At 62.1% G+C, this 16,042-nt stretch carries 13 protein-coding genes, 1 tRNA gene and 1 other RNA gene; 9 read left to right on the top strand and 6 right to left on the bottom strand.

The window, feature by feature from the left end; all coding sequences use genetic code 11:
* Positions 1 to 30 precede the first annotated feature (30 nt).
* Genes ctaD through BVG79_RS10410 form a run of 3 tightly spaced genes read left to right on the top strand, consistent with a single transcriptional unit; the run spans position 31 to position 2,780 of the window.
* On the top strand, positions 31 to 1,707 hold the full coding sequence (gene ctaD / locus BVG79_RS10420; protein ID WP_085786841.1) for a cytochrome c oxidase subunit I: 1,677 nt from the start codon (positions 31 to 33) through the stop codon (positions 1,705 to 1,707).
* 18 nt (positions 1,708 to 1,725) lie between these two features.
* Positions 1,726 to 2,250 carry a DUF2244 domain-containing protein gene (locus BVG79_RS10415; protein WP_085786840.1) on the top strand — a complete coding sequence of 175 codons (525 nt, stop codon included), beginning with the start codon at positions 1,726 to 1,728 and terminating at the stop codon, positions 2,248 to 2,250.
* On the top strand, positions 2,250 to 2,780 hold the full coding sequence (locus BVG79_RS10410; RefSeq protein WP_085786839.1) for an RES domain-containing protein: 531 nt from the start codon (positions 2,250 to 2,252) through the stop codon (positions 2,778 to 2,780). The genes BVG79_RS10415 and BVG79_RS10410 overlap by 1 nt, the downstream gene beginning before the upstream one ends.
* 61 nt (positions 2,781 to 2,841) lie before the next feature.
* On the opposite strand, the gene rpmG is transcribed toward BVG79_RS10410, so the two are convergent.
* The 5 genes from rpmG to gatC form a co-directional block, all read right to left on the bottom strand.
* The gene (rpmG, locus tag BVG79_RS10405; RefSeq protein ID WP_011750518.1) at positions 2,842 to 3,009 is read right to left on the bottom strand and encodes a 50S ribosomal protein L33; all 168 of its coding nucleotides are present in this window, start codon (positions 3,007 to 3,009) and stop codon (positions 2,842 to 2,844) included.
* A gap of 126 nt (positions 3,010 to 3,135) precedes the next feature.
* Positions 3,136 to 3,539: RNase P RNA component class A (rnpB, locus tag BVG79_RS10400), an RNA gene on the bottom strand.
* 46 nt (positions 3,540 to 3,585) lie between these two features.
* Positions 3,586 to 4,188, bottom strand: coding sequence for an excalibur calcium-binding domain-containing protein (locus BVG79_RS10395; protein WP_085786838.1), 603 nt, complete (start codon positions 4,186 to 4,188; stop codon positions 3,586 to 3,588).
* 41 nt (positions 4,189 to 4,229) lie between these two features.
* Positions 4,230 to 5,714: an Asp-tRNA(Asn)/Glu-tRNA(Gln) amidotransferase subunit GatA gene (gatA, locus tag BVG79_RS10390; RefSeq protein WP_085786837.1), complete on the bottom strand. Its 1,485-nt coding sequence runs from the start codon at positions 5,712 to 5,714 to the stop codon at positions 4,230 to 4,232.
* A complete protein-coding gene (gene gatC / locus BVG79_RS10385) occupies positions 5,711 to 5,998 on the bottom strand; it encodes an Asp-tRNA(Asn)/Glu-tRNA(Gln) amidotransferase subunit GatC (protein WP_085786836.1) in 288 nt (95 codons plus the stop codon). The genes gatA and gatC overlap by 4 nt, the downstream gene beginning before the upstream one ends.
* A gap of 127 nt (positions 5,999 to 6,125) precedes the next feature.
* Here gatC and BVG79_RS10380 point away from each other — a divergent pair, with 127 nt between their 5' ends.
* The gene (locus BVG79_RS10380; protein WP_085787360.1) at positions 6,126 to 6,827 is read left to right on the top strand and encodes a metal-dependent hydrolase; all 702 of its coding nucleotides are present in this window, start codon (positions 6,126 to 6,128) and stop codon (positions 6,825 to 6,827) included.
* A 111-nt stretch (positions 6,828 to 6,938) separates the two neighbouring features.
* Here BVG79_RS10380 and BVG79_RS10375 read toward each other — a convergent pair.
* Positions 6,939 to 7,025: transfer RNA gene (locus BVG79_RS10375), tRNA-Leu, on the bottom strand.
* Positions 7,026 to 7,178: 153 nt separating this feature from the next.
* Between BVG79_RS10375 and BVG79_RS10370 the strand changes: the two genes are divergently transcribed.
* The 5 genes from BVG79_RS10370 (at position 7,179) to gltB (ending at position 15,954) form a co-directional block, all read left to right on the top strand.
* Positions 7,179 to 8,159, top strand: coding sequence for a complex I NDUFA9 subunit family protein (locus BVG79_RS10370; protein WP_085786835.1), 981 nt, complete (start codon positions 7,179 to 7,181; stop codon positions 8,157 to 8,159).
* A gap of 57 nt (positions 8,160 to 8,216) precedes the next feature.
* Positions 8,217 to 9,032: an undecaprenyl-diphosphate phosphatase gene (locus tag BVG79_RS10365; RefSeq protein WP_085786834.1), complete on the top strand. Its 816-nt coding sequence runs from the start codon at positions 8,217 to 8,219 to the stop codon at positions 9,030 to 9,032.
* Positions 9,033 to 9,179: 147 nt separating this feature from the next.
* The gene (locus BVG79_RS10360; RefSeq protein WP_085786833.1) at positions 9,180 to 10,619 is read left to right on the top strand and encodes an NAD(P)-dependent oxidoreductase; all 1,440 of its coding nucleotides are present in this window, start codon (positions 9,180 to 9,182) and stop codon (positions 10,617 to 10,619) included.
* Between the two features lie 30 nt (positions 10,620 to 10,649).
* Positions 10,650 to 11,426, top strand: coding sequence for a hypothetical protein (locus BVG79_RS10355; RefSeq protein ID WP_085786832.1), 777 nt, complete (start codon positions 10,650 to 10,652; stop codon positions 11,424 to 11,426).
* On the top strand, positions 11,413 to 15,954 hold the full coding sequence (gene gltB, locus BVG79_RS10350) for a glutamate synthase large subunit (protein ID WP_085786831.1): 4,542 nt from the start codon (positions 11,413 to 11,415) through the stop codon (positions 15,952 to 15,954). Before BVG79_RS10355 ends, gltB begins: the two co-directional genes overlap by 14 nt.
* Positions 15,955 to 16,042: the final 88 nt, after the last annotated feature.

Here is a 16,042-nt window from a genome sequence, read left to right as displayed (position 1 = left end):
CCGTCTTTGCTATATTCCGGGGAGAGCCACATGGCAGACGCCGCCATTCACGGCCATGACCACCACGAGAAGCCTGGCTTCTTCACGCGCTGGTTCATGTCGACCAACCACAAGGATATCGGGATTCTGTACCTGATCATCGCTGGTGTCGTTGGTTTTATTTCCGTTCTTTTCACCGTTTACATGCGCCTTGAGCTGATGGATCCGGGTGTGCAGTACATGTGCCTTGAAGGTGCACGTCTGATCGCCGATCCCTCGCAGCCCTGTACCGCCAACGGTCACCTGTGGAACGTTCTGGTCACCTACCACGGCATCTTGATGATGTTCTTTGTGGTTATTCCGGCGCTGTTCGGTGGCTTTGGTAACTATCTGATGCCGCTGCAGATCGGCGCACCGGATATGGCATTCCCGCGTATGAACAACCTGTCGCTGTGGCTGTTTGTCGCCGGTACGGCGATGGGCGTTGCTTCGCTCTTCGCGCCGGGTGGTGACGGTCAGCTGGGCTCGGGCGTTGGCTGGGTGCTGTATGCGCCGCTGTCGACTCGCGAAGCCGGTTACTCGATGGATCTGGCCATTTTCGCCGTTCACCTTTCAGGTGCTTCGTCGATAATGGGGGCGATCAACATGATCACTACCTTCTTGAATATGCGCGCCCCGGGGATGACCCTGCACAAGGTGCCGCTATTCTCGTGGTCGATCTTCATCACGGCTTGGCTGATCCTGCTGGCGCTGCCGGTTCTGGCTGGTGCAATCACCATGCTGCTGACCGACCGCAACTTCGGCACGACCTTCTTCAACCCCGCTGGCGGTGGTGACCCGGTTCTGTACCAGCACATCCTGTGGTTCTTTGGCCACCCGGAAGTGTACATCATCATTCTGCCCGGCTTTGGGATCATCAGCCACGTCGTTGCGACCTTCTCGAAGAAGCCTGTTTTCGGTTACCTTCCGATGGTTTACGCAATGGTCGCCATTGGTGTTCTGGGCTTCGTCGTCTGGGCGCACCACATGTACACCGTTGGTATGTCGCTGACCCAGCAATCGTACTTCATGCTGGCCACCATGGTCATCGCGGTGCCGACAGGGATCAAGGTCTTCTCGTGGATCGCGACCATGTGGGGCGGTTCGGTTGAGTTCAAATCCCCGATGCTCTGGGCCTTTGGCTTCATGTTCCTGTTCACCGTTGGTGGTGTGACCGGGATCGTGCTGGCCCAAGCTGGTTTGGACCGCGCTTACCATGACACTTACTATGTGGTTGCGCACTTCCACTATGTGATGTCGCTGGGTGCCATCTTTGCGATCTTCGCTGGTATCTACTTCTACATGCCGAAGTTCTCGGGCCGTGCTTTCCCTGAATGGGCTGGCAAGCTGCACTTCTGGACGTTCTTCATCGGTGCGAACCTGACGTTCTTCCCGCAGCACTTCCTGGGCCGCCAAGGCATGCCGCGCCGCTATATCGACTACCCCGAAGCCTTCGCGCTGTGGAACAAGGTCTCGTCGATTGGTGCCTTCATCGCCTTTGCTTCGTTCCTGTTCTTCATCGTGATCTTTATATACACGCTTGTTGCTGGTCGCCGCGAAACCCGTCCGAACCCGTGGGGCGAATACGCTGATACGCTGGAATGGACGCTGCCTTCGCCGCCTCCGGCCCACACGTTCGAAACGCTGCCGAAGCAATCGGACTGGGACAAGCATCCTGCCGCCCACTAAGGCAGAGGAGTTTAGGAATTGCCCTATGAATGGGTGAAACCCGTCGCGGCCCCGGAGGAATCCGGGGCCGCGCGCGTTTCAGACACACCTTTGGCCGAGCTGCACCTATGGCCCTATCGATCACTGCCGGTGCGAGGCTTTGTCATTTTCATGTTGATTACGCTGGGCCTGATCGCGTTGCCGTTGGTCGTGATGATCGGCTCGCCCGTGCTGTGGGGGCTGCTGCCCTTTATCGCGCTCACGCTCTGGGGGCTCTACATGGCCTTTAGGCGGAACTACCGTGATGGCTACGTGTTAGAGCGGTTGCAGCTGTGGGATGACCGCGTGCGGCTGATCCGCACCGGAAACCGCGAGCGTCGCCGAGAGTGGGAGGCCAATCCCCATTGGGTGCGCGTCAGTATCCACGCCGATGGCGGGCCGGTTCCCCATTACATCACCTTGAACGGCAGCGGGCGCGAGGTAGAGATCGGTGCGTTCTTGTCCGAAGACGAACGGCAAGAGTTGATCAAAGAGTTGCGCCCCCTTTTTGGACCGCGCCGCTGATGCGGCGCGGCCTGTGGCGTTATAGCGGGCGGCTCTTCCGCACAGTCCCCTTGGCCTTTCAAGACGCGGTGCTAAGGCCGCCTGCAAGCGGCAACGCGGGGCGCTATACGCGCGCGGGTGAGCGTCTGTTGTACACCAGTCCAGAGCGTGATTGGTCTGTCATGGCTGTCGCCGGTTACATGCGCGAGGATGGCGTTGCCCGCGTTGTTGTGCCCTTGCAGGTGGATGGCGCATGGCTTTTGGATCTACGTGATCCGATCGCGTGTTGCGCGGTTGGGATCGACCCCGAATGGTCGCGCGCATCTTGGCGGCAGGCGCTGTCAGCGGGCGCGGCGCCTGCGTCATGGGCGATTGCGGATGCTGCACGGGCTGCAGGTGCCGACGGATTGGTCGACCCGTCACGGTCGATTCCGGGGGGCTGGCACGTGAACCTGTTTCACTGGAATATCCCCTCTGCTCCGCAGATTCAGATTGTCGGGGCGCCCGAAACTGTTGTGCTGTCCATGGATGGGCCCAAATGGGGGCTGTAGGCTGAAAAGCAAAAAGCCGCCCGAAGGGCGGCTTTCGCAAAGTCTGTGGCAATCAAGCGAATTACTTGATTTTGCCTTCCTTGTATTCGACATGCTTGCGCACAACCGGGTCATACTTGTTGACCGTCATTTTCTCGGTCATGGTGCGGGCGTTCTTTTTGGTCACATAGAAGTGGCCAGTGCCAGCAGTCGAGTTCAAGCGGATCTTGATAGTGGTGGGCTTTGCCATGGGTTTACTCCTGTCGCACGGGTGCGGTGGGCAGCCCTTCGCGTGAATTCCTACAGAGCTGCCTTTTAGCGCCCCCGTGGGCCGAGTCAACCGCAAAAGCCATGCCGGTGAAATCCAATGAAATAAATGCGCGGACGGCCTATAAGCCGGATTTTGTCCAAGGGGTTGCCCCCTCTGGATGACCATTCATCTTGGCGCCATGTTGCCATGGAACCTCTAGCTGCCAACCCGGACCCCTCGGGCTAAAGCGTCCCTGCGGCGAGATCCGGACAAGTCCGGATCATGCATCCCGCGCGGGGTCCCTATTTGGCATTGCTCCCGGTGGGGCTTGCCATGCCGGTCCTGTTACCAGTCCCGCGGTGGGCTCTTACCCCACCGTTTCACCTTGACCCTGCATGCAGGGCAGTCTGTTTTCTGTGGCGCTTTCCCTCGGGTTACCCCGGCCGGGCGTTACCCGGCACCGTGCTTGTTGGAGTCCGGACTTTCCTCGGACACAGCCAAAGTGTGCCCGCAGTCATCCAGCCATCCGCGCGAGGGGCGGGTTACCCCGCAACATGTGCGGGGTCAAGTGAGGGTTTAGTTTGTCAGGCCAGCGGCCTGGCGGAAGGGCGCAGGATCCCACCCACAGGCGAAACCGTCGCCATCGGGGTCAAGGCCGCCCGGGTTACGCTCGGGGCCGCCACGCGCCAGAAAGTCACGCTGCGCCTCGTCAGCCGAGCTGTAGGCCGCGCAGTTGCGCTCGAACCGGCCTTGGCTTTGCCACATGAAGCGGCTGTACCATGCCTGCCCTTTACGGTTCGGGGCGTTCAATGCGTATTGGACGATGTTCGGACCGACGTTCGCGGGCTGCGAAGGCAGCGCGGTCGGTTGCACCACGGTATAGGCGGCGCGCTGCTGCGCGATGCGGGCGGCGTCGTCCTCAAGACTGATTTGCTGCGACACCGCGTTGAAGTCGGTCTCGTTCGAGATGCCCGAGGAGACGAACCCCGCGGGCATGCTGTTCGTCGGCGAGGCCTGTACCCCCGACGTGCGGTTGACGTCGGGCGCAGCGCCCAAAGGCGCCGAGCTGACCGAGACCGGCGCGTCAAAGCCCGCGCTGCCACCCCCACCGTAGTTTTCGGCAGGCTGGCACGCCGCAACGGCCGAAGCGGCCACCATCGAAAGGACAAGACGTTTCATTGCAGACCCTGAGCAGACGCTGATTGCAGATTACAGCCAGTTTACCACCAGCGCGCGGGCTTTGCCACAAAGCCGACGGAACGTTCCAGTGAATAAGCGATGTTCAGCAATTCGCCCTCTTCCCATGGTTTGCCAATTAACTGCAGGCCAAGTGGCAAGCCCTTGCTGTCTTGTCCCGCAGGCAAGGATACGCCCGGTAGGCCGGCAAGGTTCACCGTGATGGTGAAGACGTCGTTCAGATAGGCCTCGACCGGATCGGCGCTTTCTTTGCCAAGGGCAAAGGCCGACGACGGCGTAGCGGGCGTCAGAATCGCATCGACGCCGTCGGCAAAGGCCATCTCGAAGTCACGCTTGACCAGCGTGCGCACGCGGCGGGCGCGGTTGTAATAGGCGTCGTAGAAGCCTGCCGACAGCACATAGGTGCCGACCATGATGCGGCGCTGCACTTCGGGGCCAAAGCCCTCGGCGCGGGTTTTTTCATACATCTCGTTGATGCCGTCGCCAGCCGACAGCTGGGCGCGGTGGCCGAAACGCACGCCATCATAGCGCGCCAAGTTCGACGAAGCTTCGGCAGGCGCGATCACGTAATAGGCGGGCAGCGCGTATTTCGTGTGCGGCAGGCTGATGTCGACGACCTTGGCGCCAGCGTCTTTCAGCATGGCGATGCCGTCGTCCCACAGCTTTTGAATCTCGGGCGAAAGGCCCTCGATCCGGTATTCGCGCGGGATGCCGATGGTTTTACCGCGAATGTCGCCGGTCAGGGCGGCTTCGAAGTCAGGCACGGCGATGTCGGCGCTGGTCGAATCCTTGGCATCGACGCCCGACATGGCTTTCAGCATGATTGCCGCGTCGCGCACGTCTTTGGTCATCGGGCCCGCTTGGTCCAGCGAGGACGCATAGGCGATAATCCCCCAGCGCGAAACGCGGCCATAGGTCGGCTTGATGCCCGTGGTGCCGGTAAAGGCGGCGGGCTGGCGGATCGATCCGCCGGTATCGGTGCCGGTCGCGGCCAAGCACAGGTCGGCGGCCACAGCCGCAGCCGAACCACCCGACGAGCCGCCCGGTGTCAGCGCCGCATCGCTGTCATTGGCGCGCCACGGGTTCACCGCAGGGCCGTAGACCGAGGATTCGTTGGCCGAGCCCATGGCGAATTCGTCCATGTTCAGCTTGCCCAGCATGACCGCGCCGTCGGCGAACAATTGGCTGGTCACGGTCGATTCGTATTCGGGCTTAAAGCCCGCCAAAATGCCCGACGCGGCTTGGCTGGGCACGCCCTTGGTCGCGAACAGGTCTTTAATCCCCAGCGGAATGCCGCACATGTCGGGGGCGTCGCCCGCCTTCAGCCGTGCATCAGCCGCAGCGGCTTGGGCGCGGGCGATTTCGGGCGTCTTGTGCACGAATGCGTTCAGTGCGCCGGCGGCGTCGATGGCCTTGATATAGGTCTCGGTCAGCTCGGCGCTGGTCACTTCGCCTTTGCGCAGCAGGTCGCGTGCGGTGGCGATGGTCAATTTGCGGGTATCGGTCATTCCACCACCTTCGGCACGGCAAAGAACCCTTCACGGGCATCGGGGGCATTGGCAAGAACGGCGGCTTGCTGCTCGCCATCGGTCACCACATCGGCGCGGCGCTTCAGGCGCATCGGCGTCACGGATGTCATCGGCTCGACGCCCTCGACATCCACTTCGTTCAGCTGCTCGATGAACCCGAGGATCGCCGAGAATTCCGATGCCAACGCGGGCAAAGCCTCGGCGTCCACCCGTATCCGGGCGAGTTTTGCCACCCGGCGGGCGGTCTCGATGTCGATCGACATGCTCACTCTCCAACTGCGACTAGTCGAGATGCGTTTAGCGCCCGCTGCCCCGCACCGCAAGGCGCGCTACGTGCTTGCCGTATGGCGTAGGGGCGATAAGCTGTCCCAAACCGCACAGGAGGCGAAAATGAACATCATATGGTTGGGCCACGGCAGTTTCCGCATCGAGGCCGGCGATCAAGTGCTGTTGGTTGATCCATGGCTGACAGGTAACCCCGCGTTCCCCGAAAAGCGGCGCGAGGAGGCGATCAAGGGTGCGACGCATATTCTGCTGACGCATGCCCATTCCGACCACATCGCCGACGCGCTGGAAGTGTCGACCGTCACCGGCGCGCCGATTGCAGCCATTGCCGATCTGGCTGGCTATCTGCATCAATCCGCCGCCGCCGAGGTGATCGGGTTTAACAAGGGCGGCACATTGCAGTTGGGCGATGTGGCGGTGACTATGGTGAATGCGTGCCATTCCTCGTCCCTTAGCGGGCCGGATGGATTGGTCGCCGTGGGGTCCGAGGCGGGCTTCATGATCGCCGCCGAAGGGCATGTCATCTATTTCACCGGCGACACCGACATCATGGCCGATATGGCGTGGATGGGCGAATACCACGCGCCCGACATCGGCATCCTTTCGGCGGGCGGCCATTATACGATGGATATGAAGCGCGCAGCCTGGGCGGCCAAGAAATACTTCGCTTTTAAGACGGTGATTCCCTGCCACTACCGCACGTTCCTCGCGCTGGAACAAAACGCCGATGTGCTGAAAGCCGGGTTGCCTGGCGTCAACGTGATCGAGCCCGAGGTGCTGGTGCCGATCGCTATTGCCGCGAAATAACAGGATATGGGGTAAAGCTGGGGCAGGGCGACAGCCTTGCCTCATTTGCAGCGGGCGTGGCCCTGAAAACACGAAACCCGCTTGGCGAACCAAGCGGGTTTTCGAGGGTAGTGGTGCCCAGAAGAGGACTCGAACCTCCACGTCCTTGCGGACACTGGCACCTGAAGCCAGCGCGTCTACCAATTCCACCACCTGGGCAGGTTGTGTGAGGCAGCTTCTAGGCCGAGTGAACGGGGGCGTCAACACGAATTTTTCGGGCAAAACGAATGTCCTCGCGTCAATGCCTTGCGGGGCTGCGGGGGGGCAGGTAGCATGACGCTAGGACGAGGGAATGGGACGGATTGGGGCGCTATGTCAGGTATTGCAACTGTTTTCGGTGCGGGCGGGTTTTTAGGCCGCTATATCGTACGGCGCTTGGCACAGCAGGGCTGGCGCGTGCGCGCCGCCGTGCGCGACCCGAACCTTGCGCTATTCTTGCGCCCCTACGGGACTGTCGGTCAGGTCGAGCCGGTGGCCTGCAATATCCGCACGGCTGATTCCGTCGCGCGGATGGTGACCGGGGCCGATCTGGTGATCAACTGCGTGGGGATCATCGCGCCAAAAGGGCCGAACACCTTTCAGGCCGTGCACGTCGATGCGGCTGGGCAGATCGCGCGGCTTGCGCGCGCGGCGGGTGTGGCGCGGCTGGTGCATATCTCGGCCTTGGGGGCGCGGGCCGATGCGCCCAGTGACTACCAGCGCAGCAAAGCTGCCGGCGAGGCCGCGGTGCTCGCGGCCTTCCCCTCGGCTGTGATTTTGCGGCCGGGGCTGATGTTTGGCCGCGACGATCACATCTTTAACCGTTTGGCGGGAATGGCCCGCATGTTGCCTGTGCTGCCGCTGGTCGGCGGCGCCACGCGCGTGCAGCCCGTATGGGTCGATGACGTTGCCGCTGCGGCGACCAATATGGATGCCGCGCCCGGTGTTTATCCGCTGGCGGGCCCGCAGGTTGTGTCGCTGCACGAACTGGCGCAAGACGTGCTGGATGTGACGCGCCAGCCCAAGCGCATCGTGATGATGCCCGAAGGGCTGGCCCGCACCGGCGCGGCCGTCGCCGAAACGCTGGGACGTATCAGCTTTGGCGTGCTGCCCGTGCCGGTGACGCGCGACCAGTTGCTGATGTTGGCGGATGATAACGTTGCCGATGCCGCGCTGGGGGCAGGCGGCTTTGCGCCCTTTGGCATCACGCCCACCCCGTATGGGGTTGTGCTGCCCGAATATCTGTGGCGTTTCCGCCCTGCCGGGCAGTTCACTGCCATTCGCGAGTCGGCCCAACGCCTGAAAAGCCGATAGGGCTCCGCAGCGGCACGATTGGCCCGATCTGCGGGTCGCCTAAGGTGGAACTGACCTATGACATCTGACAACCTGTTCCTTGCCGCCTTTATGGGGGTGATCGAGGGGCTGACCGAATTCCTGCCGGTATCCTCGACCGGGCACCTGCTGATTGCGGGGCATTTTCTGGGGTTCGAAAGCCCCGCCCGCGTGTTCGAGGTTGCCATCCAGCTGGGCGCGATTCTGGCGCTGGTTGTCTTTTACTTCGCGCGCCTGTTGGCCGTTGTACGCCGGATCCCGACCGATCCCGCCGCGCGCCGTTTTGTCTATTCGGTCTTGGTTGCTTTTCTGCCCGCAGTGGTGATCGGGGTGTTGGCCCATGATCTGATCAAGCGGGTGCTGTTCGAATCGACCGCCACAATTGCAATCGCGCTGATTGTGGGCGGGGTCATCCTACTGTGGGTCGATCGCATGAAGATCACCCCGCGCTACCGCGACGCGATGGATCTGCCGCTGCCGCTGGCGCTGAAAATTGGCCTTGTGCAGTGCATCGCCATGATCCCGGGGGTGTCGCGGTCGGGGGCTACCATTGTCGGGGCGTTGCTGATGGGGGTGGAAAAGCGCGCGGCGGCCGAGTTTTCGTTCTTCCTGTCGATCCCCACGATGTTCGGCGCGGTGGCGTTTGACCTGTGGAAAAGCCGCGACGCGTTGACGGGTGCGGCATGGACGGACATCATCGTCGGCTTCGTCGTGACGTTTTTCGTGGCGCTTTTGGTGGTGCGCTGGCTGCTGGATTACATCTCGCGCCGAGGCTACGCGCTGTTTGCGTGGTGGCGAATCAGCCTAGGCGCAGCGGTTCTGCTAGCGCTGGCACTGGGGTCTGGGTCTGCTTAGTCAGTATTGCTGACCTAAATACGGCGCATTTTTTAACCTGCGCGCGAAAAAACACGCAGCAAATGGCTTTTAGGTCAGCTTTGCTGACTTTTCTTTCCCGTGGCGGCGGATTATTCACGCTCAAGCAGCTGCGTGAAGGATCATGCTATGGCCACTGAAAAGATGTTGACGTTCGTAAGCGTCCCCCGCTCCATGCCTGAAAAGCGTGGGGCTGAAGACCGTAAACAGGACTTCGACGAAATCTACCGCGAATTTGCCGATGCCAAAGCGGCCGAGCAAGCCTCGCGCTGCAGCCAGTGCGGTGTGCCCTATTGTCAGGCGCACTGCCCGCTGTCGAACAACATTCCCGACTGGCTGCGCCTGACCGCGCAGGGCCGCCTGCAAGAGGCGTACGAGATCAGCCAGCAGACTAACACCTTCCCCGAGATCTGCGGCCGCATCTGCCCGCAAGACCGCCTGTGCGAGGGGAACTGCGTGATCGAGCAATCGGGCCACGGCACCGTGACCATCGGCTCGGTAGAGAAATACATTACCGATACGGCGTGGGAAAAAGGTTGGGTCAAGCCCATCGTCCCGCAGGGTGACCGCGCCGAAAGCGTCGGCATTATTGGTGCGGGGCCTGCGGGTCTGGCCGCTGCCGATGTGCTGCGCCGCGCTGGTGTTCAGGTCACGGTGTATGACCGTTACGACCGCGCAGGCGGCCTGCTGACCTATGGCATCCCGGGCTTCAAGCTGGAAAAGCACATTGTCATGCGCCGGATCGAGCAGTTGGAAGCGGCTGGCGTGCAGTTCGTGATGAACTGCAACATCGGCGAGGATGTCAGCTTTGACGCCCTGCGCGGCAAGCACGATGCGGTTCTGATCGCCACCGGCGTCTACAAGACGCGCGATCTGGGCGGCGACAACGCCGATGCGGCGGGTCTGGTGCGCGCGCTGGATTATCTGACAGCCTCGAACCGCAAGAATTTCGGCGATGATGTGGCCGAATACGACAACGGCACGCTGAATGCCGCAGGCAAGCGCGTCGTGGTAATCGGCGGCGGCGATACCGCGATGGACTGCGTGCGCACGGCGATCCGTCAGGGCGCGATCTCGGTCAAGTGTCTCTACCGTCGTGACAAGGCAAACATGCCCGGCTCGCAGCGCGAAACCAAGAACGCCGAGGAAGAAGGCGTCGAATTCGTCTGGTTGGCCGCACCTGCCGGCTTTACCGCCGCAGACGGCGTGGTCACCGGCGTAAACGTGCAGCGTATGCGCTTGGGTGCGCCCGATGCATCGGGCCGCCGCAGCCCCGAGCTGATCGAAGGTGCCGATTACATCGAGGAGGCCGATCTGGTGGTGAAAGCCCTCGGGTTCGAACCCGAGGACCTGCCCAAGCTGTGGGGCGTCGACGGGTTGGAAGTGACCCGTTGGGGCACGGTGCGTGCGCAGTTCGGCACGGGCCAAACCAACCTCGACGGTGTATTTGCAGCGGGCGATATCGTGCGCGGTGCTTCGCTGGTTGTCTGGGGAATTCGCGATGGCCGTGACTCGGCCACGGCGATCTTGGATTATCTGGGCCAGTCCGCCACGGTGGCGGCCGAATAGGGCCGCCATCGCTGCGGCGAGGGGATCGATATGGCGTTTTCGCGCGTTTTCAGTGCTGTTCCGTTGATTGGTTTTGCCGCGGCCTTGCTGCCCGTTGCCGCATTTGCGCAAGACCGCAACCCGAACACGACCTTTTCCGTACCGTCTGGCTGCCAAGCCTATCTGACGGTACAGGGGCGGGCCTGCACTGTTGCGCACCATTTCACCTGCAACGGCGACCCCGAGGGCTACCAGCGCCGCGTCGACATCACCGAGGAAGGTGTCGTCTATGTCGGCATGATCGACGCCGAAACGCAGTGGATCGAAAGTCGCCATCTGCGTTCGGGGCTGACCGACCGCCTGCTGCCCGATTCCATCGACCCGGCCAGCTTGTCGGAATTGATCGCGACGGGCCGCAACGATTACGATTTCATGACCCTCAGCACCGCGCAGGATGGCAGCAGTTTCGTGATGCAATATCGCGGCTACGACAAGCTGACCGGCGAGACGCTGACCGTTGACGGTGCGACGCTAGAGCAGACCGAGTTCAACATCAGCGCCTATGACGCGGGCGGCCAGTTGGTTTGGCAGTCGCAGGGCAACGAATTCATCAACCGCGATTGGCGCATGTTCCTGTCGGGTTCATCGCAAATCTCGACCCCCGAAGACACGTTCTCGGAAGATAATACGCCCGTGCGGATCATCCGCCCCGGCGAGGCCGGTTTCTTGTCGGCCATTCCCGCTTTTGGCTGCGGCGTTTTGCTGTCGTCGCTGCCGCAATCCCCCTTCGAATCTGATATTCAGGAGTCTCGCCATGACCAGCTATGACGCAAATTGGGTCGCTGCCGAGGAAGCCAAGCGCAAATGGATGGCCGAGAACTCGCTCTACCGGGCCGAGGACGAGCATTCCTCGTGCGGGGTTGGCTTGGTCGTCGCAATCGACGGCACGCCGTCGCGTTCGGTCGTCGAAAAGGGCATCACCGCGCTGAAAGCGATCTGGCACCGTGGGGCCGTTGATGCCGATGGCAAGACGGGTGACGGCGCGGGAATCCATATCCAGATTCCGATGCCGTTCTTCCACGACCAAGTCCGCAGCACCGGGCACGAGCCTGCCGCAGACAAGCTGATGGCCGTGGGCCAGATCTTCCTGCCGCGCACCGATTTTGGCGCGCAGGAACGCTGCCGCACGATCGTCGAGGCCGAAGTGCTGCGCATGGGCCACTATATCTATGGCTGGCGTCACGTGCCGGTGGACACATCGGTCTTGGGCGAAAAGGCGAATGCGACCCGCCCCGAGATTGAGCAGATCCTGATCCGCTGCGAGAAAGACATCGACGCCGAGCAATTCGAGCGTGAGCTGTACATCATCCGCCGCCGCATCGAGAAAGCGGCGACGGCGGCGCATATCAACGGCCTTTATATCTGTTCGCTGTCGTGCCGTTCGATCATTTACAAGGGTATGATGCTGGCCGAACAGGTCGCGGTTTTCTATCCCGATCTGATGGACGACCGCTTTGAATCGGCCTTTGCGATCTATCACCAGCGCTATTCGACCAACACCTTCCCGCAATGGTCGCTGGCGCAGCCGTTCCGTATGCTGGCCCACAACGGCGAAATCAACACGCTGAAGGGCAACGTCAACTGGATGAAAAGCCACGAAATCCGCATGGCTCACGGCGCTTTTGGCGACATGGCCGAGGATATCAAGCCGATCATCCCCGCCGGCACATCCGATTCGGGCGCGCTGGATTCGGTGTTCGAGGTGATGGTCCGCGCCGGCCGCAGCGCGCCGATGGCCAAGACCATGCTGGTCCCCGAGGCGTGGTCGAAGAACGTCGGCGAGATGCCCAAGGAATGGGCTGACATGTATGCCTATTGCAACACCGTGATGGAGCCGTGGGACGGCCCCGCCGCGCTGGCTATGACCGATGGGCGCTGGGTGTGCGGCGGCCTTGACCGTAACGGCCTGCGCCCGATGCGCTATGTCGTCACGGGCGAGGGTATGCTGATTGCGGGTTCCGAAGTGGGCATGGTGCCCGTGAACGAACGCACCGTGATCGAGAAGGGCGCCTTGGGCCCGGGCCAGATGATCGCCGTCGATATGGTCGAGGGCAAGCTGTACCACGACCGCGAGATCAAAGATAAATTGGCATCGGCCCAGCCCTTCGGCGATTGGGTGGAAAAGTCGATTTCCTTCTCCTCGAGCGTCTTGACGCTGCCGGAAAAATGCCTGTTCACGGGCACCGCCCTGCGCAAGCGCCAGATCGCAGCCGGTTATTCGGTCGAGGAGTTGGAGCAGATTCTGACGCCGATGGCCGAAGACGGTAAGGAAATGATCGCCTCGATGGGCGATGATACGCCGGTCGCCGTGCTGTCCAAGCAGTACCGCCCGCTGTCGCATTACTTCCGCCAGAACTTCAGCCAAGTGACCAACCCGCCGATCGATTCTTTGCGCGAAAGCCGCGTGATGTCGCTGAAGACGCGCTTTGGCAACCTGAAGAACGTGCTGGACGAAAGCAGCAACCAGACCGAAACGCTGGTCATGGATACGCCGTTCATCTGCAACGGTGAATTCGACGAACTGATGCGCCAGTTCGAAACGGCGGGCGTTGTGACGATCGACTGCACCTTCGATGCCGGTAGCTCGCAAGACGCGCTGCGTCTGGGGCTGGAGCGGATTCGTGGCGAAGCCGAAGACGCCGTCCGTTCGGGGACAGGCCATATCGTGCTGACCGACCAATTCCAGTCGGAAACGCGTGTTGCCATGCCGATGATTCTGGCAACCTCGGCCGTGCATAGCTGGCTGACCCGCAAGGGGCTGCGCACCTTCTGTTCGCTGAACGTGCGGGCGGCCGAATGTATCGACCCCCACTATTTCGCCGTGCTGATCTCCTCGGGGGCGACGACGGTGAACGCGTATCTGGCCGAAGATTCGATCGGCGACCGGATCGAACGCGGCCTGCTGGACGGAACGCTGGAAGAGGCGATGCGCCGCTACCGCGAGGCGGTCAACGGCGGTCTGCTAAAGATCATGGCGAAGATGGGGATTTCGGTCATCTCGTCCTATCGCGGGGGCCTGAACTTCGAAGCTGTCGGCCTGTCGCGGTCGATGGTCGACGAATATTTCCCCGGCATGCAGTCGCGTATTTCGGGCATCGGCCTGATCGGTATTCAGCACAAGGCGGAACAGGCCCATGCCAAGGGCTGGCTGGGCGGCCAAGACGTGTTGCCGATAGGCGGCTTCTACAAGTCGCGCCGTTCGGGCGAGAAACACGCCTGGGAAGCGCAGACGATGCACATGCTGCAAGCCGCCTGCGACCGTGCCAGCTACGAATTGTGGCAGCGCTATTCGCAAGCGATGCAAGCGAACCCGCCGATCCATCTGCGCGACCTGCTGGCCATCAAGCCGCTGGGCAACGCCGTCCCGATCGAGGAAGTCGAGAGCATCACCTCGATCCGCAAGCGGTTCGTGACGCCTGGGATGAGCCTGGGTGCTCTGTCGCCCGAGGCGCATATGACGCTGAACGTCGCCATGAACCGCATCGGGGCGAAGTCCGATTCGGGCGAGGGCGGTGAGGATCCGGCGCACAGCCATCCGCTGCCCAACGGCGACAACCCCTGCGCAAAGATCAAGCAGGTTGCCTCGGGCCGCTTCGGTGTGACCGCCGAATACCTGAATGCCTGCGAGGAGCTGGAGATCAAGGTCGCCCAAGGCGCAAAGCCCGGCGAAGGTGGTCAGCTGCCCGGCATGAAGGTGACCGACCTGATCGCCCGTCTGCGTCACTCGACCAAGGGTGTGACGCTGATCTCGCCGCCGCCGCACCACGACATCTATTCGATCGAGGATCTGGCCCAGCTGATCTACGATCTGAAGCAGATCAACCCGCGTTGTAAGGTGACAGTAAAGCTGGTGTCGTCTTCGGGCGTGGGGACGATTGCGGCAGGTGTGGCTAAGGCCAAGGCCGACGTCATTCTGGTGTCGGGCCACAACGGCGGCACGGGCGCATCCCCGGGCACGTCGATCAAATACGCTGGCCTGCCGTGGGAAATGGGGCTGACCGAGGCGCATCAGGTTCTGACGATGAACAACCTGCGCGACCGCGTCACCCTGCGGACCGATGGCGGTTTGCGCACGGGCCGCGACATCGTCATCGCCGCGATGCTGGGGGCCGAGGAATACGGCATCGGCACCGCCGCGCTGATCGCGATGGGCTGTATCATGGTGCGCCAGTGCCAGTCGAACACCTGCCCCGTCGGCGTCTGCACCCAGAATGAGGCCCTGCGCCAGAAGTTCACGGGCTCGGCCGACAAGGTGGTCAACCTGATCACGTTCTATGCCACCGAAGTGCGCGAGATTCTGGCCAGCATCGGCGCGCGTAGCTTGGACGAGGTGATCGGCCGCGCCGACCTGCTGTCGCAGATCAGCCGTGGTTCGGCGCGACTGGACGACCTCGACCTGAACCCGCTGCTGATTCAAGTCGACGGCTCGACCCGCCATAGCTACGACCGCAGCCGTCCGCGCAACGTCGTGCCTGACACGCTGGACGCCGAGGTCGTGAAGGACGCGCAACGCTTCCTGAACGACGGCGAGAAGATGCAGCTGGATTACGCGGTGCAAAACACGCTGCGTACCATCGGCACGCGCGTGTCCAGCCATATCGTGACCAAGTTCGGCATGCGCAACAGCCTGCAGGACGATCACCTGACGCTGAAACTGACGGGGTCTGCGGGGCAGAGCCTCGGGGCGTTCTCGGTCCACGGGCTGAAGATCGAGGTGTCGGGCGAGGCGAATGACTATGTTGGCAAGGGCTTGTCGGGCGGCACTATTGTCGTGCGCCCGCCGATGTCCTCGCCACTGGTGGCTGCCGATAACACGATCATCGGCAACACGGTGCTTTATGGTGCAACCGACGGCTACCTGTTTGCAGCGGGCCGCGCCGGTGAACGTTTCGGGGTGCGCAACTCGGGTGCCAAGGTGGTGATCGAGGGCTGTGGCACCAACGGGTGCGAATATATGACCGGCGGCACGGCTGTCATCCTCGGCACGATCGGCGCGAACTTTGGCGCTGGTATGACGGGCGGCATGGCGTATCTTTATGATCCGGCGGGTGCTGCACCTGCGATGATCAACATGGAAACGCTGGTCACCTGCCAGATCACCGTCACCCATTGGGAGGCCGAGCTTCGCGCCCTGATCGAGCGTCACGCCCACGAGACAGGCTCGCGCAAGGCGGCTGAAATTCTGGCCAACTGGGATGCCGAACTGCCGAACTTCCTGCAGGTCTGCCCCAAGGAAATGCTGGTGCATCTGAAGCATCCGCTGGCCCACGACGTGGCCGCCATTCCGGCAGAATAAGATGAAAGCCCCGCTCCGGCGGGGCTTTTTCGTTAACGCAGGCTTCATCCTGCGCGCCCTAAGCTGCCCCTGTCAGGCAATGGGGGCA

The organism is Ketogulonicigenium robustum, assembly GCF_002117445.1.
Lineage (GTDB): Bacteria > Pseudomonadota > Alphaproteobacteria > Rhodobacterales > Rhodobacteraceae > Ketogulonicigenium > Ketogulonicigenium robustum.
Note: the sequence above shows the minus strand (reverse complement) of the source record. Positions and strands in the feature narration are given on the sequence as shown.